The 20,083-nt window shown below is 58.4% G+C and carries 20 protein-coding genes; 8 read left to right on the top strand and 12 right to left on the bottom strand.

Features of this window, described 5'->3' with window-relative positions:
* Positions 1 to 100: 100 nt before the first annotated feature.
* The 5 genes from MHM85_RS16480 to MHM85_RS16460 all read right to left on the bottom strand — a co-directional run bounded on the left by MHM85_RS16480 (position 101) and on the right by MHM85_RS16460 (position 4,200).
* Positions 101 to 832, bottom strand: coding sequence for an ABC transporter permease (locus tag MHM85_RS16480; protein WP_139526762.1), 732 nt, complete (start codon positions 830 to 832; stop codon positions 101 to 103).
* A gap of 1 nt (position 833) precedes the next feature.
* Entirely contained in the window at positions 834 to 1,535 is a 702-nt protein-coding gene (locus tag MHM85_RS16475; RefSeq protein ID WP_058577210.1) for an ABC transporter permease, read from the bottom strand.
* A 19-nt stretch (positions 1,536 to 1,554) separates the two neighbouring features.
* Positions 1,555 to 2,325, bottom strand: a complete 771-nt coding sequence (locus MHM85_RS16470) for an ATP-binding cassette domain-containing protein (protein ID WP_139526764.1) — start codon at positions 2,323 to 2,325, stop codon at positions 1,555 to 1,557.
* Positions 2,326 to 2,568: 243 nt separating this feature from the next.
* Complete coding sequence (locus tag MHM85_RS16465) at positions 2,569 to 3,555, bottom strand: succinylglutamate desuccinylase (protein ID WP_153843774.1); 987 nt, start codon at positions 3,553 to 3,555, stop codon at positions 2,569 to 2,571.
* A 204-nt stretch (positions 3,556 to 3,759) separates the two neighbouring features.
* Positions 3,760 to 4,200 (bottom strand): hemerythrin domain-containing protein, encoded by a 441-nt coding sequence (locus MHM85_RS16460; RefSeq protein WP_139526768.1) that lies wholly within the window; start codon positions 4,198 to 4,200, stop codon positions 3,760 to 3,762.
* 229 nt (positions 4,201 to 4,429) lie between these two features.
* Between MHM85_RS16460 and wrbA the strand changes: the two genes are divergently transcribed.
* Positions 4,430 to 5,029: an NAD(P)H:quinone oxidoreductase gene (gene wrbA, locus MHM85_RS16455; RefSeq protein ID WP_153843773.1), complete on the top strand. Its 600-nt coding sequence runs from the start codon at positions 4,430 to 4,432 to the stop codon at positions 5,027 to 5,029.
* Positions 5,030 to 5,101: 72 nt separating this feature from the next.
* On the opposite strand, the gene MHM85_RS16450 is transcribed toward wrbA, so the two are convergent.
* Entirely contained in the window at positions 5,102 to 6,175 is a 1,074-nt protein-coding gene (locus tag MHM85_RS16450; protein WP_153843772.1) for a tartrate dehydrogenase, read from the bottom strand.
* A gap of 131 nt (positions 6,176 to 6,306) precedes the next feature.
* On the opposite strand from MHM85_RS16450, the gene MHM85_RS16445 reads away from it, so the two are divergent.
* Positions 6,307 to 7,224 (top strand): LysR family transcriptional regulator, encoded by a 918-nt coding sequence (locus tag MHM85_RS16445; RefSeq protein ID WP_153843771.1) that lies wholly within the window; start codon positions 6,307 to 6,309, stop codon positions 7,222 to 7,224.
* Positions 7,225 to 7,234: 10 nt separating this feature from the next.
* Here the strand turns inward: MHM85_RS16445 and MHM85_RS16440 are convergent, their stop codons facing one another.
* On the bottom strand, positions 7,235 to 7,768 hold the full coding sequence (locus MHM85_RS16440; protein ID WP_062372732.1) for a lipocalin family protein: 534 nt from the start codon (positions 7,766 to 7,768) through the stop codon (positions 7,235 to 7,237).
* A gap of 190 nt (positions 7,769 to 7,958) precedes the next feature.
* Between MHM85_RS16440 and MHM85_RS16435 the strand changes: the two genes are divergently transcribed.
* Together MHM85_RS16435 and MHM85_RS16430 are read left to right on the top strand one after the other, a co-directional pair.
* Positions 7,959 to 8,387, top strand: a complete 429-nt coding sequence (locus MHM85_RS16435; protein ID WP_062372734.1) for a secondary thiamine-phosphate synthase enzyme YjbQ — start codon at positions 7,959 to 7,961, stop codon at positions 8,385 to 8,387.
* Positions 8,388 to 8,427: 40 nt separating this feature from the next.
* Entirely contained in the window at positions 8,428 to 10,692 is a 2,265-nt protein-coding gene (locus MHM85_RS16430; RefSeq protein ID WP_219861344.1) for a glycosyltransferase, read from the top strand.
* A gap of 13 nt (positions 10,693 to 10,705) precedes the next feature.
* Here the strand turns inward: MHM85_RS16430 and MHM85_RS16425 are convergent, their stop codons facing one another.
* From MHM85_RS16425 to MHM85_RS16415, 3 genes are all read right to left on the bottom strand, one after another.
* Positions 10,706 to 11,398, bottom strand: coding sequence for a VTT domain-containing protein (locus MHM85_RS16425; RefSeq protein WP_153843769.1), 693 nt, complete (start codon positions 11,396 to 11,398; stop codon positions 10,706 to 10,708).
* Positions 11,399 to 11,469: 71 nt separating this feature from the next.
* Complete coding sequence (locus tag MHM85_RS16420) at positions 11,470 to 12,408, bottom strand: ABC transporter substrate-binding protein (protein WP_062372743.1); 939 nt, start codon at positions 12,406 to 12,408, stop codon at positions 11,470 to 11,472.
* A gap of 23 nt (positions 12,409 to 12,431) precedes the next feature.
* On the bottom strand, positions 12,432 to 13,559 hold the full coding sequence (locus tag MHM85_RS16415; protein ID WP_231125651.1) for a TauD/TfdA family dioxygenase: 1,128 nt from the start codon (positions 13,557 to 13,559) through the stop codon (positions 12,432 to 12,434).
* 182 nt (positions 13,560 to 13,741) lie between these two features.
* On the opposite strand from MHM85_RS16415, the gene MHM85_RS16410 reads away from it, so the two are divergent.
* The 4 genes from MHM85_RS16410 (at position 13,742) to MHM85_RS16395 (ending at position 17,306) form a co-directional block, all read left to right on the top strand.
* Entirely contained in the window at positions 13,742 to 14,614 is an 873-nt protein-coding gene (locus MHM85_RS16410) for a LysR substrate-binding domain-containing protein (RefSeq protein ID WP_139526779.1), read from the top strand.
* A gap of 113 nt (positions 14,615 to 14,727) precedes the next feature.
* On the top strand, positions 14,728 to 16,179 hold the full coding sequence (locus MHM85_RS16405; RefSeq protein WP_139526780.1) for a sodium:alanine symporter family protein: 1,452 nt from the start codon (positions 14,728 to 14,730) through the stop codon (positions 16,177 to 16,179).
* 189 nt (positions 16,180 to 16,368) lie between these two features.
* Positions 16,369 to 16,977, top strand: a complete 609-nt coding sequence (locus MHM85_RS16400) for an NAD(P)H-dependent oxidoreductase (RefSeq protein WP_153843768.1) — start codon at positions 16,369 to 16,371, stop codon at positions 16,975 to 16,977.
* A gap of 26 nt (positions 16,978 to 17,003) precedes the next feature.
* Complete coding sequence (locus MHM85_RS16395) at positions 17,004 to 17,306, top strand: MGMT family protein (RefSeq protein ID WP_139526785.1); 303 nt, start codon at positions 17,004 to 17,006, stop codon at positions 17,304 to 17,306.
* Positions 17,307 to 17,442: 136 nt separating this feature from the next.
* Here the strand turns inward: MHM85_RS16395 and MHM85_RS16390 are convergent, their stop codons facing one another.
* Together MHM85_RS16390 and MHM85_RS16385 are read right to left on the bottom strand one after the other, a co-directional pair.
* On the bottom strand, positions 17,443 to 19,011 hold the full coding sequence (locus MHM85_RS16390; RefSeq protein WP_239286457.1) for a bifunctional GNAT family N-acetyltransferase/carbon-nitrogen hydrolase family protein: 1,569 nt from the start codon (positions 19,009 to 19,011) through the stop codon (positions 17,443 to 17,445).
* 43 nt (positions 19,012 to 19,054) lie between these two features.
* Entirely contained in the window at positions 19,055 to 19,972 is a 918-nt protein-coding gene (locus tag MHM85_RS16385; RefSeq protein ID WP_139526789.1) for a DMT family transporter, read from the bottom strand.
* Between the last annotated feature and the right edge of the window lie 111 nt (positions 19,973 to 20,083).

The raw sequence follows: 20,083 nt of genomic DNA, 5'->3' as shown, positions 1-20,083 counted from the left end.
GATCCCCCTTAACGTACCCCAGGTTGAGGTTGGCGAAAAGGGGGAGTCTGCATTTGAACCAACGTTTGTTTTACGCTGGCGCGTGTTGTCTTTGTTTTGGTTAGGTGGTTTGTGGCTGCAGGTGGGCCAGCAGCTTTTTCTCTAAGAAGCGGAAAAAATACAAGATCGCGAAGGTCAAACAGAGATAGATGGCTGCGACGAATAGGAACGCATCGAAGGGCGCATAAAAGCGCGCATACACGAAGCGTGCCGCACCGGTCAGATCCATCAACGTCACCACACTGGCAATGGCGCTGGCATGCAGCATGAATATGACTTCGTTGCCGTAGGCTGGCAGCGCGCGTCGAAAGGCGCTGGGCAGAATGATCCGCCGCATCATCAAACGTTGCGACATGCCATAGGCCCGTGCGGCCTCTATTTCGCCTTTCGACGTTGCCTTGATGGCACCACGGAAAATTTCGGTGGTATAGGCGGCCGTGTTCAGCGTAAAGGCAATCAGCGCGGGGTAAAACGCTTCGCGCAGCACCGGCCACAGAAAGGTTTCTTGAATGCCGTCGATAAATACGACGCCGTAGTAAATGATGTAGAGCTGGATCAACAGCGGCGTTCCGCGAAACACGTAGGTATACAGATAGACTGGCAGGCTGATCCATTTGTGCCTGGAGCTACGCATGATGGCCAGCGGTACCGCTAGGATGAGCCCGGCCACCAGCGAGAGAAAGACCAATTGTGTGGTGGTCACCAATCCTTCCCAGTAGTAGCCGAGGGTCGTCGGTGTGAAAATCAGGTTGTCCGCTAGTAGGTCGTTGAACCATGCAGAGATATCTAACATGTCACTGCCCCCCAAAGCCGATGTCGTAACGTTTTTGTAGGCGCGCAAAGATCCACTCGGAGACGCTGGCAATGAGCAGGTAGGCCACCGCGACGGGGATCAAAAACACGAAGGGCTCGTGGGTCGCGCGGGAGGCTTCGGCGGCTACTCGGACCATGTCGGTCAGGCCGATTACCGAGACCAGCGCGGTGGTTTTGAGCAGTACCATCCAGTTATTGGAAAGGCCGGGCAGGGCGTGGCGCATCATTTGGGGGAAGCGAATGCGACGAAACACCAAACCACTGCTCATGCCGTAGGCTTTGCCTGCCTCTATCTGGCCGTTATCCACTGCCATGAACGCCCCACGAAAGGTTTCGCCCATGTAGGCACCGAAGATAAAGCCGATGGTCAGTACGCCTGCGGCAAAGGCATTGAAATTGATATAAATGTCGATGTCGTAGTTGTAATACAGCATGTCGCTGATGGCGTTGACGCCGATCTGGCCGCCGAAGAACAGCAGCATCATCAGCACTAGGTCCGGCACACCGCGAATCACCGTGGTGTAAACGGTGGCGGTGCGACGTAACAGCCAGTTACGCGACATCTTGGCGCTGGCCGTCAGCAGCCCTAGGAGGATGGCCAAGATCAGCGATAGAACGGCCAGTTGAACGGTGACGCCCGCCCCTTCGATCAGGCGGGGGCCGTAACCTTGCAAATCGAGCATGGTGTGCGTGCCTCGCGGATCAGTATTTGGGCGCTAGAAACTGCTTCAAGCGCGGTGACTGCGGATTACCCAGCACCTCGTTCGGCGCCCCGGCTTCTTCTACCAAGCCTTGGTGCAGGTAGATCACTTTGCTGGACACGTCGCGGGCAAAGCTCATCTCGTGGGTGACCACGACCATGGTGCGTCCTTCATTGGCTAAGTCACGCATGACTTTCAGCACGTCGCCGACCAACTCCGGGTCCAGTGCCGAGGTGGGCTCGTCGAACAGCATGACTTCCGGGTCCATGGCGAGCGCCCGTGCAATGGCACCGCGCTGCTGCTGGCCGCCGGACATTTGTGCCGGGTAGGCATTGGCGCGAGCGCTCAGCCCTACGCGATCCAGCAGCGCATGGGCATGCTCGATTGCCTCTTTTTTGGGCTTGCCGAGCACGTGGATCGGCGCTTCGATGATGTTTTCCAGCAGCGTCATGTGTGCCCATAGATTGAAGCTTTGGAAGACCATCGAGAGCTTGGCACGCATCTGCACCACCTGTTTCCAGTCGGCGGGCTCACGGCCGTGTTTGGTGGTTTTAAAACGAATTTGTTCGCCGTGGACGTAGAGCTCTCCATCGTCGGGCTGTTCAAGCAGGTTCATGCAGCGCAGGAAGGTGCTTTTGCCCGACCCTGAGGCGCCAATGAGGGTGATGACGTCACCTTTTTGGGCTTCCAGGGAGAGACCTTTGAGAACTTCCGTATCGCCAAAGCGCTTTTTAATATTGCGCACTTCAAGGGGAGTAGGCGTAGCGGCCATAACGTAGGCTCCAGTACAGGGTTGCCGCAGCAGCAACAAATGAATTTGTCGTGCGTGTGTGCGGCTGGCGCGAAAAAAGGGGCGATTCTATCAGGACTGCGCCAAATGCGCGTACTTTATCAGGACGACATTGGTCTTGGTACGTGGCGATGTGTCCTGACGGCCCCTTCACGTTGTTGTTATAAAAAAAGACGTCGTTATGAAAAGTACGTTTTCATCGTCAAGCAGTAGCGCAAGTGTCCGTCAGGTAATGGCATGACTGGGCACCACCAACAGTGCCGCACGAGCGCCTATGTCGACGTGGGCATTGGGGAACACCACATGTAATGGTGTCTTCTCCACGATGAAATCACCCGCTACCCCATCTTTGGCGAGGCAGGTGCCGGGCTCGAAACGGCTGAAATTGGGTACGTCATCGTCGAAGCAGAGCGTAAAGTCCTCCGCTTGGCGCATCAGCTCGTGCTGTACTTTAAAAAAGGCCATGTTATCTGCGGGCTTTGTCGGCGGCGGATAACCTGAGCTGAGTGAGCCCAAGAGCGTCAGCATTGGCGCCAGGGGAGCCATATCATTGTCACCAAACGGGGCAACCCGACCCAGTTCGAACGTAAACGCTTGGGCGTGATGATAGTGCTTACTGTAGTGGGAGAACGTCCAACTGTGCTGATGTTGGTGGAGCACGGCCTGCATATCGGCTCCGGCCAGCCACTGCCACTGCTGCGCATCGGTGGCGGCGAGGGCGTAGGGTTCGACGACGAAGCGGGTATACAAACTGTCCCGAATCGCCGTGTGCAGATCGTAGTGCAGTTTCGGCAGCGCATGGTGGCGGGCGAAGAACGTATCTACTGCTTCCATTAACGCTCGCGCTCGGTCGGGTTCGGCCCCCCGCTCGTCCAGATCGCGTTTGAACAGCCGGTTGAGGTTGGTGGCAATGAAGCGTTTGTGCGCTTTTAACGCGGGAATGTTACCCAAGATCACCAGCACCGGCGCGCCTAACTGCAGCGTGCTGGCTTCCAAAGCGCTCAGCCAATCACCGAGCAGTTCCACCGGGGCGGTTTCGTTACCGTGTATCGCCGCAGAAAATACACAGGCGCGTGCCTCTGGGCGCAGAATGTTAGGGGTGAGCTCTAGAATACCTGGCCCGTGAAGATGGTAAGTGCCGCTTGGGAAGCGGCCGATGCGCGGGGAGGGGCGTTCCTCGTCGAGCGTCCAGTCGAGCCATTGGCCTAGCATGAAAGTGTCCTTGAGCATGGGCATTTGCTTTTTTATCGTTCCTACCTTTACCCACGCCCGTAGCTGTCCACAAGGGGAGGCGTCGTTCGCGTGAAAATGGCGGGTGGGATGATGAAAGTTGCCGGTACAAAAAAGCGCTCATGGCCCTTTGCCACAAGCGCTTTGATCACCGACGCTCTTGCGTCTGTCGCACACTAAGGACGTTTAGTCTGCTCGCTGTCGCCGCATTTCTTCCTGATACTCTTTGGCCAGAGAGGATTTCTGGTTCTCTTGGAGGCCGCGGCCTGCCAGTTGAAAAACTTCCTGCTCCTCTTCGTCCAAGTGATGCGTCACCAAGTGTTGAAGCTGCTTAGCGTGAGTGAGCCAGTGGCTGGCGCTATAGTCGGTGTCGTCCAGCAGTTCGATCAGCTCGTCGATCTCATGATGCTCCGCCACGCTGTGGCGCGCTTTTTCTTGGGTGAGATCGATGTCCATCATGGGGATGTAAAGCGCTCTCTCTTCCGCGTTGGCGTGGTATTTCAGTTCGGCGCGTACCTGTTGATAGAGGGTATCGCGCTCTTCACTATCGCCATGGGTCTCTACCAAGCGGGCCAGCAGGTCTCGCTGGATGTCGTGATCTTTGCGAAGTGCTTCGAAAATCGTCATGCCGGACTCCTTGGCGTTATACGTGAATGAAACATACCGTAAATACGATACAAGAAAAATTAGTGCCGAAGTGGCAAAAGCGCAAGGTCGGCACGTCGATGAAATCGATGCGGAGCATCGAAAACATTCGCTTTTCTCTACGTTTGACTAGGCTATGGTTTAGTGAGTTTTCATTGCCCTCGACGGGCAACCTGTCCAATGCTCGAATGCAAGTCCAAAGGAGTGCGTTATGACGAAGGTACTGGTGCTGTATTACTCCATGTATGGCCATATCGATACACTGGCTGCCGCGGTGGCCGAAGGCGCTAAGGGAGTGGACGGTGTCGAAGTGACGGTAAAACGTGTGCCTGAAACCATGCCGGAGGAGGCGTTCAAAAACGCTGGCGGCAAGCAGGACTTCACCACGCCGGAAGCCACACCTCAGGAGTTGTCGGATTACGATGCCATCATCTTCGGCACGCCGACGCGCTTTGGCAACATGGCGGGTCAGATGCGCACCTTCCTCGATCAAACCGGCGGCCTGTGGGCCAACGGCGCGCTGCGCGGCAAAGTGGCGAGCGTGTTCACGTCGACCGGCACTGGCGGCGGCGATGAGATGACCATTACCTCTACCTGGACCACGTTGGCCCACCACGGCATGGTCATCGTGCCCATTGGCTACGGCATCGAAGAGCAGTTCGATATTTCGAAAGTCAGCGGCGGTACGCCCTATGGCGCTGCGACGCTGGCCGGTGGTGATGGTTCCCGCCAGCCGGATGACCGCGAGCTGAAAATTGCCCGCTTCCAGGGCAAACATGTCGCTGAGATTGCTGCCAAACTGGCAAACTAATCGACGCTTGAAACGCACAACGCCTCGCTGCCAGCGAGGCGTTGTTCGTTAACGAACGCTTTTATAGAAGAATCAACCGCGAATCCGCTCGGCAATGGCGTTACCGAGGCTTTCGGTCGTGCCCTGGCCGCCCACGTCGCGGGTGAGCACTTGGCTATCGCCCTCACTCAGCACCGCTTCAATGGCCTCGACCATCGCGTCGCCCGCCTCCTTATAGCCCAGGTGCTCCAGCATCATCGCCCCAGACCAAATTTGGCCGATAGGGTTGGCAATGCCTTGACCGGCGATGTCCGGTGCGCTGCCGTGTACCGGTTCGAACAGGCTGGGGAACTTGCCTTCTGGGTTGATGTTGGCCGAGGGGGCGACGCCAATGGTGCCGGTGCACGCAGGGCCTAAGTCGGAGAGAATATCGCCAAACAGGTTGCTGCCCACCACCACGTCGAACCAGTCCGGATGCAGCACGAAGTTGGCGGTCAAAATATCGATATGGAATTTATCCACCGCGATCTCTGGGTACTGCTTGGCCATCTCGGCCACCCGCTCGTCCCAGTAGGGCATGGTGATCGAGATGCCGTTGGACTTCGTGGCCGAGGTGAGCTTTTTACGTGGGCGGGTTTGCGCTAGGTCGAAGGCATACTTTAGTACGCGGTCGACACCGGTTCGGCTCATCACCGTTTCCTGAATGACGATTTCACGCTCGGTGCCTTCATACATCTTGCCGCCGACGCTCGAGTACTCGCCCTCGGTGTTTTCGCGCACGACGTAAAAGTCGATGTCGCCGGGCTTGCGGCCCGCTAGCGGGCTTTTGATGCCGGGCATCAATCGGCAGGGGCGCAGGTTGATGTACTGGTCGAACTGGCGACGAAACTGCAGCAGCGAGCCCCATAGCGAAATATGGTCGGGCACTTTGTCTGGCCAGCCCACGGCTCCGTAAAACAGTGCATCGAATCCTTTGAGCTGGTCGAACCAGTCGTCGGGCAGCATCTTGCCGTGTTCCAAGTAGTAGTCACAGCTGCCGAACTCGAAGGTGGTGAACGCCAGGTCGATATTGAAGCGCTTGGCGGCGGCTTCCAGCACGCGAATACCTTCGGGCATCACTTCGGTACCGATACCGTCGCCAGCGATGACTGCAATACGATGGGCCATGGAAGATCCTTATGTGGTTGGATGTCGCGGAAAGGATGGAGTGTGATTGCTTAGTAGGAGTGTAGCGCCTGTTGGCGACGAGATAATCAGGCTATTATGCAAGCTATTGTTGCCTAAAAGTGAATAATCCCATGATGCTGGATGACCTCGCCTTTTTTCAGCAGCTAGCGCGAGCGGGAAGCTTGACCGCCACTGCTCGCGAGCTTGGGCTGTCTCTCTCAGCCGTGAGTAAACGTTTGAAGCAGCTAGAGGCTCGGCTGGGGGTGACGCTGGCGGCGCGTACGACGCGCCGGTTGACGCTTACTCTCGAAGGCGAGCGCTACCTGTCTCAAGGTGGTCTCATTCTGGAGGAGTTACAAACGCTCGAAAGCTCACTCAGCGAGACCGCGAACCAAGGCCTAAGCGGTCGGCTGAGGGTCAACGCGACCTTCGGCTTTGGCAGGCGGCATATCGCGCCGCTGCTATCGCGGTTTTGCGCCGAGCACCCAGGCGTGGAGAGCTGGCTTGAGCTGACCAACTTCCCCCTCAATTTGAGCGATCACGGCTTTGACGTCGGCATCCGTATTGGCGAGCCACCGGATTCACGCCTCGTCGCCAAGCGTATCCTACCCAACCGCCGCGTCTTGTGCGCTGCGCCTAGCTATATGAAAAAAATGCCGCCGCTGAAGGCTCCGAGCGATCTTACTCAGCACCGTTGCCTGGTGATTCGTGAAAACGATAGCGACTTCCCGCTATGGCGCTTCGAGCACCGGCAATCCCAGCAGCGCCAGGCCGTGAAGGTCAGGGGGCCATTGGCGAGTAACGACGGCGAGGTCATTACCCGCTTAGCGCTGGATGGCCACGGCGTGATGCTGCGTTCCTGGTGGGATGTGAACGAGCAACTATCCAGTGGGACGTTGCAAACGTTGCTACCGGAGTGGCAGGGCATACGCGCTGACTTTTACGCCGTGTTCGAGCATCGCCGCCATGTGCCGGAAAGGATCAGCGCGTTGATCGACTTCTTACAGCGAGAAATGGCGGGCCGGGTGCCCGCCTTGCCCAATGGCTAACGTGGGTCCGTTAGCGGCCTGGGCAGGTTTGATCCTGCACCACGTCGATCAACTCGTCGGTGGGAAAGTCCAGCTCGGCGGCGCGCTGACGAAGGCGCTGCTCCACGTCGCCTGCTATCGTGGGGGTGCGTGCCAGAATCCACAGGTAGTCTCGGTTAGGGCCTGCCACCAACGCCCACTGGTAGTCATCGTCGAGTTCGAGAACGTTGTAGCCGCCGTAAAACGGGCCGAAAAAGCTGACTTTCAGCCGCCCCACGCTCTCGTCATCGATGAAGTAGGCGCGACCTTCGGCTTCGTCCCAGGCGCGTTCTTCCAGGTCGTAGCCTCGGTTGATCACCTTGACGCCCCCATCGTCGCGCCTACTGTAGGTAGCGGTGACGCAGTCTAGTCCCTCTTCGAAGGAGTGATCCAGGCGAGCGATTTCGTACCACTCGCCAAGATAGCGCTCGAGCTCGAAGTCAGTCACCGGTTCCGTGCCATCGGGAATGCCGGTGCAACCCATCAAGAATGTGCCGGTCACGGCCAGGGTTGCCAGCGTGGCCATGCTCCTTGGCCGCCATACGGATGTCATCATCTCGCTCCTTTTAATGTCAGACCATCACAGCGCTCAATTTATCAGGGTAGGTGGCACCACGCCACGCGGTCCTCTTGGTACTGTTCGGCAGGTAGTGGAAATAGGCTATGGTATGTCTGTTAACGTATCCTCTGACAATGCATATAACAAAGGAGTGTTTATGTGGCATCAACAAGAGATTCACTTGCCGGAAATGTCCCGCGGTTTTCATTTGATTACTGATGAGATCGCCAGAGCACTGCCCTGTTTGGCGGAGTGCCATCAGGGGCTTTTGCATCTACAGCTCATGCATACCTCCGCGTCGTTGACGCTCAACGAGAACACCGACCCGGACGTGCGCCATGATCTGGATGCTTTCATGCGACGTTTGGTGCCAGAAGGACTGAGCTACTTTCAGCATACGTTAGAGGGCCCCGACGACATGCCCGCCCATGTGGCGTCTAGTCTATTGGGCACTCAGCTCAGCCTTGCGGTACGCGATGGCCGCTTGGCCCTTGGCACGTGGCAAGGGGTGTGGTTAGGTGAGCATCGTGAGCAGGGTGGTTCGCGCCGCTTGCTGGCCACCTTGAACGGCTGTGCCGCGCTTTAGTCACAGCCACCGAATGACTCTTTGAGATAAGCGCCTCTACATGCCTCGACGCCTTTTTCGCCTCTCCCGCCAGCGCTGGTTGAGGCTGTTTTTCGTTTTGAACCTTGCGCTGGTGGCGGGGTTGATCATTCACCAAGTGTGGCTCTACGTGGCCGAACCCGAGTTCGAATCGCTGCATACCGTAGAAGTCGCCGAGGTACGCGACCGACTAGCAGGCCGAGATGCCTACCGCTTTGCGGTGGTGGGCAACATCAATAACTCGGTAAATGTCTTTCAAGACGAGATCGTTCCGCTGCTCAACCAGGGCGATATCGATTTCATGGTGTCGGCGGGCAATGCGGTGAGTGGCGGCCAGCAGGAGAGTTATCAGGCGATTTATCACAGCCTCGAACTGCTCGACATGCCTTATCTCTTGACCTACGGCGATAATGAAGACAGCGATTTCGGCAGCTATCTGTTTTACGACTACTTTGGCCCGCATTTCTATGCGTTCGTAGCGGGCAACAGCCACTTCATTTTTCTAGATGGCACTGGCAAGTCGTCGACTTCCTGGCAGTTGGATTGGCTGGAGCGCGAGCTAGCCGCCTCTGACGCGGCCCATCGGTTCGTGTTCGTGGGCCTGCCACTGCATAACGTCATCCAGGATGCCCCGCTGTTCGAAGAAGATAACTACCTCAACGATCCCCGGCTTGCTGAAGGCATCATGCGTTTGGCCGAGCGCTATGGGGTCGATACGGTGTTTTCCGCGAATCTCTCGCTATACGCCCAGCACACCGTCAACGGGGTGACGTACGTGACCACCGGCGGCGCGGGCGGCCTGCTGCTGGATGCCGATGAGAGTTTTCATCATTACGTCGTCGTCGAGGTGGCCGGTGACAGCGTGGGCATCTCGCCGGTGCGATTGAACGTCGACCGCCCCGGCTGGTGGCGCATGCTGAGCAGCGTGGGGTCGACGATTTACGCCTTCTTCTACGTCAGCTATCCGCGGTTCTTGCTGATCGTCGGGCTGCTGACACTGTTGGCCATGCGGCTTTACAGGCTGATTTTCGAGGAGCGCGACTACTATCCCGACTTCGATATCGACCCCACGCCCTATCTGGAAAAAAGTTTACGAGTGGCGATGGTGTCGAACAACTACTTCCCGTTCGTTTCCGGCGTGTCGGTATCGGTGGAGCGGCTACGCCAGGGTCTTGGCGATCTCTCACATCGGGTGCAGCTGCTGGTACCGCGCTACCGGGAGTCGTGGCAGGACGATGACACCATTCTGCGGGTACCCACGCTGATGGCGTTTGGCGAGAAGCGTGAATTTCGCTTGACCAACCCGTTCAGCGCGGGCTTTCGCCGCTGCCTGCGTGAGTTCAAGCCCGATGTGATCCATGTACATCACCCGTTCTGGCTGGGGTCGATGGGTCTGTGGATGGGGCGTCGTTTGAAAGTGCCGGTCATCTACACCTATCACACGCGCCTGGAGCACTACGCGCACTTCGTACCGCTGCCGGGGGCACTGTTTCGCAACCTGATCTCTCATTATTTGATCAAGCGCTTCTCTAATCGTTGCCAGGGGGTCATCGTGCCGACCTATTCGGCAGAGGAGTACCTGCGCATGATCGGGGTCAAGACGCCGACGCTGGTGCAGCCCACGGGGATCGACGCGGCACGCTTTGCCGATGCCGACGAGGAGGCCGTGGCGTCGCTTCGCCAGCAGTTGGCTATCGCGGTCGACGATACGGTGCTGGTAAGCGTTTCTCGCATCAGTAAAGAGAAGAACATCGGCTTCATGCTGGAAGCGTTGGCAGAGTTGAAGCGCCAGGGAAAGACCGGCCTACGCTTGCTGTTGGTCGGCGACGGCCCGGACCGACAAGCGATCCAAACACAGATCGACACGCTGGGTTTGGAAGCACAGGTCACCTTGGTGGGGGCCGTGCCGCCAGAAGAGATGGCGCTTTACTATCACGTAGGCGATGTGTTCGTGTTTGCCTCTACCTCGGAAACACAAGGTATGGTGATTCTAGAGGCCATGGCCGCTGGGCTTCCGGTGGTCGCCGTACGCTCGAGCGGTATCGATGACGTGGTGCGCGATGGCCACAACGGCTTCAAGACGCCGCAAAACCGCCAGAAGTGGGGGCAGCGAGTGGTGGAACTGGTCGAGGATGACGCGTTGCGCGAAACCCTCGGCGATCAAGCCAAAGCGTTCGCCGCTGACTACGATATCGGCAAGTTTGCCGCCGCGGTGGCGCACTTTTATGCCGAGGTGCTAGCGAAACATCACACGACGCATCAGACCCACGAGCGTCAGCCCAAGTGATGCAAGCGAGAGGCTAGCCGTCGTTTCGAGGACGGCTCGTCCGAGCGGTGGCCACGCGCTTGAGTAGCCAGAGTAGGCCCACCCCGACGACCACGCCTGCCACGGCCAGCACCAACTCTTGTTGTGAGGCAGCGGTGAACAGCGCCCCTAGCTGGCTGCCGAGCAGGATGACGGCGGCCAGTCCCGGCACGATGCCCAGCGTCGAGCCGATCATGTAGTCGCGGAAATTGAGATGAAACGCCCCGGCCAACATATTGGTGAGCGTGAAGGGAGCCAGCGGCAGCAGGTTGATCACCGTCATCGTACGAATGCCGCGTTGGGAGAGATAGCCGGAAAGGCCGCGTAGGTGGCGGCCACCGTAGCGCATGAGGGCATCTCGCCCCAGCCAGTGGCCCACCCAGTAAGACACCACCGACGAACTCAGCGTGCCCAACGTAGCGTAAGCCAATCCCCATACCGGGCCAAACAGCATGCCGGTCAACACGACCAGCAGGCTTAGCGGAAACATCACTAACAGCGAACCGGTATAGACGGCCATGACGGCGGCAAACATCCAGGGGGCACGCTGCCACTGGCTAATGGTGGTAGTGAGTGCTTCGAGCTGCGCCTGAGTCAGCAGCCCTTGCTGCTGCAGGTAGCGCCACATCACGCCCAGTATCACCAGCGTGATCAGTAAGCCTAGCCCTTTTAGCAACGTTCGTGACATTCCATCCCCACCGCCTATCTGGCAAAAGAGCGTTAGCATACGCCACTGCGGCGGTGGGGTGAACGAGCGCGTTACTGTAGGCGCGCTTCAATGACGGGCCAAGCGGCATCACCCTCGGCGGTCGTGACATCGGCCAGCATGGCCTCTATGCGTTCGGGGTTGTCGTTGATCCACTGCTGAGCCACCTCGGCGAGGTCACGCTCTTCTTGACCGAAGGCTTGGATCATCCAGCTCTGTTCCTCGGCGGTAAAGCTGAACTGCTCGAAAAAGGTGACCAGCGCCGGGTGGGCATCAGCGTAGTCGCTGCGCAGCAGGGTACGTACGTCGCTTTCGCCGTTGTTCTCACCAAACAGGTTTTCCGGGTCTTCCAGGTAGCGCATGGGGAGTTCGAGATTCATCCAGTGGGGCGTCCAACCGACCCAAACGATGGCTTCTTCTCTGGAAATGGCATCTTGTGCTGCAGAGAGCATGCCCACTTCGCTGGTATCCACCAAGCGCCAGTCGCCGAGGCCCCAGATATCGTTATCGATGGCGTTATGTAGAATTTCACTGGCGGCCGATCCTGCGCCAAAACCATGAATTTGGCCATTGAACTCGTCACGGTGCGCGTCTAGATCGGCAAAGCTGCGAATACCGCGCTCATGTAAATACGCTGGAACGGCCAGGGTCATCTGCGCGCCATCGACGTTGTTGGCGATGTCCCTGATGACGCCGGAGGTTTTGCGAGGCTCGAACATCTCTTTTTGCGCAGGAAGCCAAGCGCCTAGAAAGGCGTCGACGTCGCCACTTTCCAGGCCTTGATAGATCACTTGCAGGCCAATTTCATGGGTTTGAGTGTCGTAGCCCAGCGGGTTAAGGAGCTGCTCGGCGATTTCGGTTTTCACGGTAATGCCAGGCCAAGCGGGAACGCCGAAATCTAGCGTGGCGTCATCGGCGACGGCGGCTTGGGTAGTAACGCCTGCTAGGCCCAGGGTAATGGTCGCAACGAAAGGACGAAGTGAACGTGTCATGGAGGAGGGTCTCCTTGCTAGGGTTATTGTGATGGTGCGGTCGTACGGGCAAGAACACGCAGGCGCGAGGCCAGCATGTCCCGGTCTAGGTAGGTGCCTTGAAGGTGGCGAGCACCGCTATTAGGATCGAACTCCCGGCGGCCGTGGAGTACGCGACGGTTATCGAACGCCACCATCTGGCCCGGTGTTAGTGTGAACTCCAACTGATGCGCCTCGCTGTGGAAGAGTTGCCACAGTACTTTGTAGGCCCGGTACCAAGCCGTCATTTTTTCGGCCGGCAAATGGAGCGTATCGCGTATCCAATTATTGAGGCGTATCTCCATCAGCTCGCCTTGGCTATCCAAGGTGATCACCGGAGCTTTGAAGGCGATATCGTGATGGTTGTCTTGAAACCGGAAGTCGATGGGGGTCTCACTCAGAATGGCGAGTGCCTCAGGGTCCTGTTCGCGTAGCGCATCGATGACCCGGGCGCCGTCGGCAAACAGTGACTCACCGCCGCTGGCGTCGTTTTGCAAGCAGTAGAGCAGTTGAATGTCCGGCGGCTGCTGCCAGTTGGGTAGGTCGATATGCAGCGGCAAGCCTACGGCGGTGTAGGCTGCGTTGTTAGGGTTGGGCTTGGAGCGCACGTTGAATCGCCCGCCGAAATTGGTGGTGCGTTGCGGGCCAATTCGCTCGGCAAGGCGGCTAACTTCCTCTTCCACCAGCGGTGCGTCAGTGATCAACGCCAAACCGTCGCGTAGCAGGGCGGTCAGCCAGGCTTTCTCCCCTGCCGGGGTCATGAAATCGGCATGGCGAACGCGCTCTGGGAAAAAGTCATCGCGCCACGGCGTCGGATTCGGCAGGGATGAGACGCGAGTCGCCTCGGGGCGGCGCTGGTAAAGCCAGCCGCTATGAAAGACGCTGTCATGCCCGTCGTGCCACTGAAGATAGAGATGACCATCGGCCAAGGTAACGCTGGGCGCTTGTTCGATATCGTCTAGCGGTAGGTAGAGGCGCTCGCGGGTTTGCGGGTGGCGACACGCCTGGCAAGCGCAGTGATCACGAAACCACAACAGAGGTAGCGTCGTTTGCGTACCGTCTTGCCACGTTAGCGAAAGGCCGCTGTCGGTGAGCGTGGCGTCCTTGAGTGCCGGGCCGTGGTCATACGGCATGAGTTCGCTCATTTGAGGGGCTGAACGCTTTTCCGTTGTGGCTAGTGCGCTGGACATAGAAACCTCACTGAGAATGGGTGACGTAACACACGATCTGCTTATTAGGATGCGGAGTCCCTTGCGCAGTGACAAACGATGAATTTGGCCCCAAAGACCCTGTTTAACTTATAGGTTGCTTTCCCATGAGCTCACTCCCTCCGCTGTTATGGCTACAAGCGTTTGAGTCCGCCGCCCGAACCCTAAGCTTTACGGCGGCGGGTAATGAGCTGGGCGTGACCCAGGCGGCCATCAGCCAGCGCATTCGGCTGCTGGAGGATCGCCTGGGGCAAAAGCTGTTCGTTCGCCACGCGCGCAGCCTTTCGTTGACCCCGGCAGGTCAAGCGTGGCTGCCCAGCATTCACGATGCGTTTTCACGCATCAGTGAAGGGACGTCGGAAGTGTTTGGTATTACCAGCGAACGACCGGTGACGCTGCGCGCTACGCCGGTGATCCAACAATCTTGGCTCGCGCCAAGGCTCGTGGCCCTGCATCGACAGAAACCAACGATTTTGCTGCGCTTGGTCAGCGCGATTTGGCCCGACGACTTTGGGCCTGAAGGGGCCGACATCGAGATTCGCTATGGTCGGGGTGAGTGGAGTGGGCTCGAGATGTTGCCGCTGGGCGACGAGCACTTGCTGCCCGTGTGCGCCCCTGCGCTGGCGCGCTCGCTCAACGTGCCTGCAGATTTGGCCGGGCATACGTTGTTACACGCGGTGGGCTTTGGCGTTGGGTGGCCTGGTTGGCTGCAAGCGGCGGGAATAGCCCATCTAGAGTCCGAATGTCGCTCCCTCACCTGCGATAATCAGGTGATGACGCTAGCGCTCGCTAGCCAGGGCGGTGGGGTGGCGCTCACGCATCACCGACTGTTGGAGCAGCGTGAGGATTTGGTGGCCCCCTTCGATATGAGTGTACCCAGCGATGAGCGTTTCTGGTTGGTGCGGCCCAGCAAGCGCCAAGTCAGCGACGAAGCCGCAGACGTGTGGGCGTGGCTGGCAGCGTCTCGCGAGTTGCCTTGAGTCATCCAGCAGTGATTACGACTGCTGGACAAGAAATTTGCCCTTTTTCTTGCCATTTTGGTGCAGCCATGAAGAATGATGCGCCTTCATTGTTTCAAAAAGGCGTGTTTCGTATGGATGTTACTCTTCCTCCTCTGTTGACCGCGATGGTGGATCGCGGCAACGGGCTGTTATGGGGCAGTGTACTGATTTACCTGCTCATCGGCGCTGGCCTCTATTTTACGGTCATGACCCGCGCCATTCAGATTCGCTATTTCGGTCATATGTTCAAGCTGCTGCGCGGCTCGCGGCAAGCCAACGGCGGGATCTCGTCGTTTCAGGCGCTCTCGACCAGTCTGGCTGCCCGCGTCGGTACGGGCAATTTGGCGGGTGTGGCGGTCGCCATCTATTTTGGTGGCCCAGGGGCTATTTTTTGGATGTGGATGACGGCCATGGTCGGCATGGCGACCAGCTTCGTGGAGTCCACGCTGGCCCAGGCGTACAAGACCGACCATGGCGACAATACTTTCCGCGGTGGCCCGGCGCGCTATATCGAGCGCGGTTTGGGCCTGCGCTGGTTAGCGGTGCTGTTTTCGATCTGCCTGATCATTGCGTTTGGGTTGGCGTTCAACAGCGTGCAGGCCAACTCCATCGCGCAGGCCATGGAGCAGGCGTTTGCCATTCCCACCTGGGCCATGGGGCTCGTCTTGATGGCCATCGTTGCGCCGATCATCTTCGGTGGTCTGAAATCGATTGCCAAAGTCGCCGAGCTGGTGGTGCCGCTGATGGCGCTGCTGTACCTGATCTTGGCGCTGGTCGTGGTGGCGCTTAATATCAGCGACCTGCCCGCGGCCATCATGACGATCGTGCAGAGCGCGTTTGGTATCGAGCAGGCAGCAGGTGGAGCGGTTGGCTATGCGATTTCTCAGGCGATCATGAACGGGATTCAGCGCGGACTGTTCTCCAATGAAGCGGGCATGGGCTCGGCGCCTAACGCGGCAGCGACCGCCAGCACCCGTCCGGATCACCCGGCGGCTCAGGGCTTCATTCAAATGCTGGGCGTTTTTCTGGACACCCTGGTGATCTGTACCGCGACGGCGGCCATCATCATCATGGCAGGCCCTGAGCTTCTGGCGGGTGAAGAGAATAACGGCATACAGCTCACGCAAATGGCGCTGTCTAGCCATGTGGGTGACTGGGGCGGTATGTTCATTGCCATCGCCATTTTACTATTTGCCTTCACCTCGGTAATTGCCAACTACTCCTACGGCGAATCCAATATCGAGTACTTGGCAGGCCGTCGTGCGCCCCTGGCGGTGATGGTGTATCGCGTCGCCGTGCTGGGCATGATCATGGTCGGTTCGGTGGCAAGCCTGGGGGCCATCTGGAATTTTGCCGATCTCTCCATGGGCATGATGGCGATTATCAACCTCGTGGCGATCCTGCTGCTATCGCCCATCGCTTTTGCGCTGTTCAAAGATTACGACATCCAGCTCAAAGCGGGTAAAGAGCCGGTCTTCGACCCCAACCAGTTTCCGAAACTGGCGAACAAAGTAGATCCGAACGCCTGGCCGACTAAGAAATAGCCACGCATTAGCCTGCTAGGCGTCATCCGCCCCACGCGATGCTGCGATAAAAGCAGCCACGCGTGGGGCTTTTTCATGGGTGGATAGTTCGATTTTGTCGAATGTAACTCGGAAAACGTTGCGCTTTTGCTTACCGAAAAGCGACGTAGAATAGCGCTTAACCTTCCCACTGATTTTTAAGGAGTTTTCATGACCACCCATGCCCTATTAGTGACGTCTTCGATTTTGGGTGATAACGGCCAGTCCAATGCGTTAGCGAGCCATTTTCGACAGCAGGCCGCGGCACGCGAGGGCGTCAAGGTGACCCATCGCGATGTCGTTGCCAACGCGCTGCCGCACCTGGCCATCGAAGAGTTGGGCGCGTGGCAAACGCCTGCTGACGAGCGCACCGCCGAGCAGCAGGCGCTGGCCGCCCACTCGGATGAGCTGCTGGCAGAGCTGCGCGCTAATGATGTGCTGGTGTTGGCGGTACCGATGTATAACCTGGGCATTCCTTCCCAGTTGAAAGCCTGGTTCGACCGCGTGCTGCGCGCCGGTGAAACGTTCCGCTACACCGAAAACGGCCCTCAGGGGCTGATCGAAGGCAAACGGGCCATCATTCTGGCCGCGCGTGGGGGCCAGTACGCAGGCACCGAGTTCGATAGCCAAACGCCGCACCTGACAACCATGCTAGGCCTGATGGGCATCAGCGATGTGGAGGTGGTGTTTGCAGAAGGCCTGAACATGGGCGATGCTCACCGCGATACCGCGCTGAAAGAAGCCTTCCAAGCCATCGATCAGCTCGTCGAAGCACTCTAAAATCGACACCTGCTAACGAGGTCGCCATGCCACGCCCCGAACTGCTCGAACAGATCTACACCATCGTCGATCAGATTCCGGCAGGGCGAGTCACGACCTATGGGCGCATCGCTAAGATGACCGAAGGGGCCACGCCGCGCATGGTGGGGTCGGCCATGCGCCACTTGCCTGAGGGGCATCAGCTACCCTGGCATCGTGTCATTGCCGCGTCACTCAAACTGGCTGACCACGGCGGCGCGGCACGCCAGCACGAAAAGCTGCGTGCCGAGGGCGTCGCGTTCGATGCCAAAGGCCGCGTACCGCGCCACCTCGTTTGGCCGGATGAGTAGCTTTGTGGTGAATGGTGATTTGTAAGTGGTGAATGGAGTGGAGTGAATAGCTAGTTGTGAATGGCTAGTTGTGAATGGCAAAACGCCGCCCGGTGGGCGGCGTTTTTTTTGCGCGGTGATGTTGGTCGACTGGCTTTTAGTCTTCCTGCTTACTGCCGGACTTCCACGACCAGTCGCGCCAGCGTAGGTCGAAGAGATCCTTGCGGCGGTCTTTGAGGTTGGTGACCGAGCCTTCGGCGCGCACCACGGTGAGGCGGGTGAGGTCCAAGTCGGAGAAGAAGATCATCTCCGTGTTGGGCGTGGTTTCGGCCAGCACCGCATCGTGGGGGAACGCGAAGTCGGAGGGCGTGAACACCGCCGACTGCGCGTATTGGATATCCAGGTTCTCGATGGACGGCAGGTTGCCGACGCTGCCGCAAATCACCACGTAGCACTCGTTTTCGATGGCGCGGGCCTGGGCGCAGTGGCGTACCCGCAGGTAGCCGTTTTTGGTATCGACCCAGAACGGCACGAAGAGAATGTCCATGTCCTGGTCGGCCAGCAGGCGGCCCAGCTCCGGGAATTCCACGTCGTAGCAGATGAGAATGCCCACTCGGCCCGCGTCGGTGTCGAAGACCTGCAGATTGTCGCCCCCTTCGATCACCCAGTCGCGGCGCTCCTGCGGGGTGATATGTAGCTTGAGCTGCTTCTCGACCTCGCCATCGCGGTGGAACAGGTACGCTACGTTATAAAGACGGTCGTCTTCGCCCACCTCGATCATCGAGCCACCGATGATATTGATGTTGTAAGAGACCGCCATGCGGGAAAGCTCGCTCTTGAAGCGGTCGGTAAAGCCCGCCAAAAAGCGAATGGCCGCCGTTTGGTCTTTTTGGGCAGCCCGGTCCTGAAGCCCCATGAGTGGCGTGGTGAACAGCTCCGGGAAAACGGCAAAGTCGCTCTGATAATCCGACAACGCATCGACGAAATACTCGATTTGCTGCAGCGCAGCCTCCACGGAGGCGAACTCACGCATTTGCCACTGCACCGCGCCCACGCGTACCTGAGTGGGGCGAGTGTCCAGCACGTTTTCAGCGGGCTCGAACAGAATGTTGTTCCACTCCAACAGCGTGGCGTAGCCTCGGGACTGCTCATCTTCCGGCAGGTACTTGCGTAACAGACGTTTGACCTGGAAGTCGTTGGCAAGCTGGAACGACAGAATCGGATCATAAATCTCTTTGCGGGAGACTTTGTCGATGTACTGGGCAGGCGTTAGCTCGACGGCGTGCTGGTGATACTCGGGAATACGTCCGCCCGCCAAAATAGCCCGCAGGTTGAGCGAACGGCACAGCTCTTTACGCGCTTCGTACAGGCGGCGGCCCAGGCGGTAGCCGCGATAGTCTGGGTGGATCAGTACATCCAGTCCGTACATGGCATCGCCTTCCGGATCGTTCAGGATGATTTCACGATGGCCGATCAAATCGTCGTATTTGTGCGGGTTGGAGAACTCGTCGTAATCCACCTGCACGGTGAGCGCCACGCCGACCAGCACGCCATCCTCCTCGATAGCAATCTGACCATCAGGAAATTCTTGGATCAGCTTATCGATGGTGTGCTTGGGCCAAGCGCCACCAATGTCGTGATACACCGCGTCCATCAGCGACTTCAACTGATCGTAGTCGTCGCTGGCGAGGTTACGCAGATTGAGGTGCAGGTCTTCTAGGGACATAGTTCAGGGGTACCCAGTCGTCGAATGGAGATAGCCTAGTGTATCACTGCTGGGCGCTGCGCGTTTTATGCGGCGCGGCGGCGCGTACCAGCGGGCGCGTCAGCGTTTGGGCCATGATCACCCCGGCGAGAATCAGCAGGCCGCCAATGAAGTGGAAGCCCGATACCTGCTCACCTAATAGCGCCATGGCAATCAGCGCACTAAATAATGGCATGAGGTTGATGAAAATACTCGATTGATTGGCACCGATCTGGCGTACGGCGCGCATCCATAAAAACGTGGTGATGACCGAGGCGGGAATGCCCGCGTACAGGATCAGCCAAACGTTCTGCCCATCCACCGGTGTCATGGGGCCCATGAGATAGGGCGGCAGCAAGAACAACACGGCAAAACAGACCTGGGCATAGAGCATGACCCAAGGAGGCAGATTCATCGCCCAGCGTTTGAGCATCACGCCATAAAGCGCATAGCAAGTGGCGGCGACCACCATTAACGCGTCGCCCTGCGCCACCTCTAACTGCAGCAGAGAAAGTGGGTTGCCGCGGCCCAGCAGCACGGTGACGCCGATAAAGGCGAGCACGCCGCCTACGACACCGCCCAGCGTTGGGGGTTCCTTGAGAATCAAGGCGCTGAGTAGCACCGTCAGGAGCGGAACCATGGCGGCTAAAATGCCCATGTTGGTCGCGGTGGTGGTCTCTGCAGCCACGTAGGCCAGCCCTTGCCACAGCCCCATGCCCAGCAGCCCCAGCAGCGCCAGTTTCGGCCAGTTACGCACTATTTCCTCACGGTGGCGCAGAGCGGCAGGCAGCACGAAGGGCGTCATGACCAGCAGCGCGAGCAGCCAGCGCAAAAAGGCGATGCTGCTGGGGGCAATCGCCCCAACGGTCAGCTGGTTGATGGTCATGTTGCCCGACCAGATCAACACCGTGGCCAGCGGGGGTAAAAAGTACATCAACGGCATAGCGGCTTCCCTTAACTCGGTCCCTTATCGTTAGCCGGTTAATGTGACGCGCTTTGCTACGATGAGCAAGGGGCAGCGGCGTTTCGTGGTAGACCAAAGAGCAGGTTAACG

Origin of the sequence: Halomonas sp. McD50-4, assembly GCF_022348135.1 — a bacterium.
GTDB lineage: Bacteria > Pseudomonadota > Gammaproteobacteria > Pseudomonadales > Halomonadaceae > Vreelandella > Vreelandella piezotolerans.
Note: the sequence above shows the minus strand (reverse complement) of the source record. Positions and strands in the feature narration are given on the sequence as shown.

Excerpts from the sequence above, each read along its gene's own strand:
- MHM85_RS16480 (WP_139526762.1), bottom strand. The coding sequence starts at position 832 with ATGTTAGATATCTCTGCATGGTTCAACGACCTACTAGCGGACAACCTG.
- MHM85_RS16475 (WP_058577210.1), bottom strand. The coding sequence starts at position 1,535 with ATGCTCGATTTGCAAGGTTACGGCCCCCGCCTGATCGAAGGGGCGGGC.
- MHM85_RS16470 (WP_139526764.1), bottom strand. The coding sequence starts at position 2,325 with ATGGCCGCTACGCCTACTCCCCTTGAAGTGCGCAATATTAAAAAGCGC.
- MHM85_RS16465 (WP_153843774.1), bottom strand. The coding sequence starts at position 3,555 with ATGCTAGGCCAATGGCTCGACTGGACGCTCGACGAGGAACGCCCCTCC.
- MHM85_RS16460 (WP_139526768.1), bottom strand. The coding sequence starts at position 4,200 with ATGACGATTTTCGAAGCACTTCGCAAAGATCACGACATCCAGCGAGAC.
- wrbA (WP_153843773.1), top strand. The coding sequence starts at position 4,430 with ATGACGAAGGTACTGGTGCTGTATTACTCCATGTATGGCCATATCGAT.
- MHM85_RS16450 (WP_153843772.1), bottom strand. The coding sequence starts at position 6,175 with ATGGCCCATCGTATTGCAGTCATCGCTGGCGACGGTATCGGTACCGAA.
- MHM85_RS16445 (WP_153843771.1), top strand. The coding sequence starts at position 6,307 with ATGATGCTGGATGACCTCGCCTTTTTTCAGCAGCTAGCGCGAGCGGGA.
- MHM85_RS16440 (WP_062372732.1), bottom strand. The coding sequence starts at position 7,768 with ATGGCCACGCTGGCAACCCTGGCCGTGACCGGCACATTCTTGATGGGT.
- MHM85_RS16435 (WP_062372734.1), top strand. The coding sequence starts at position 7,959 with ATGTGGCATCAACAAGAGATTCACTTGCCGGAAATGTCCCGCGGTTTT.
- MHM85_RS16430 (WP_219861344.1), top strand. The coding sequence starts at position 8,428 with ATGCCTCGACGCCTTTTTCGCCTCTCCCGCCAGCGCTGGTTGAGGCTG.
- MHM85_RS16425 (WP_153843769.1), bottom strand. The coding sequence starts at position 11,398 with ATGTCACGAACGTTGCTAAAAGGGCTAGGCTTACTGATCACGCTGGTG.
- MHM85_RS16420 (WP_062372743.1), bottom strand. The coding sequence starts at position 12,408 with ATGACACGTTCACTTCGTCCTTTCGTTGCGACCATTACCCTGGGCCTA.
- MHM85_RS16415 (WP_231125651.1), bottom strand. The coding sequence starts at position 13,559 with ATGCCGTATGACCACGGCCCGGCACTCAAGGACGCCACGCTCACCGAC.
- MHM85_RS16410 (WP_139526779.1), top strand. The coding sequence starts at position 13,742 with ATGAGCTCACTCCCTCCGCTGTTATGGCTACAAGCGTTTGAGTCCGCC.
- MHM85_RS16405 (WP_139526780.1), top strand. The coding sequence starts at position 14,728 with ATGGATGTTACTCTTCCTCCTCTGTTGACCGCGATGGTGGATCGCGGC.
- MHM85_RS16400 (WP_153843768.1), top strand. The coding sequence starts at position 16,369 with ATGACCACCCATGCCCTATTAGTGACGTCTTCGATTTTGGGTGATAAC.
- MHM85_RS16395 (WP_139526785.1), top strand. The coding sequence starts at position 17,004 with ATGCCACGCCCCGAACTGCTCGAACAGATCTACACCATCGTCGATCAG.
- MHM85_RS16390 (WP_239286457.1), bottom strand. The coding sequence starts at position 19,011 with ATGTCCCTAGAAGACCTGCACCTCAATCTGCGTAACCTCGCCAGCGAC.
- MHM85_RS16385 (WP_139526789.1), bottom strand. The coding sequence starts at position 19,972 with ATGCCGTTGATGTACTTTTTACCCCCGCTGGCCACGGTGTTGATCTGG.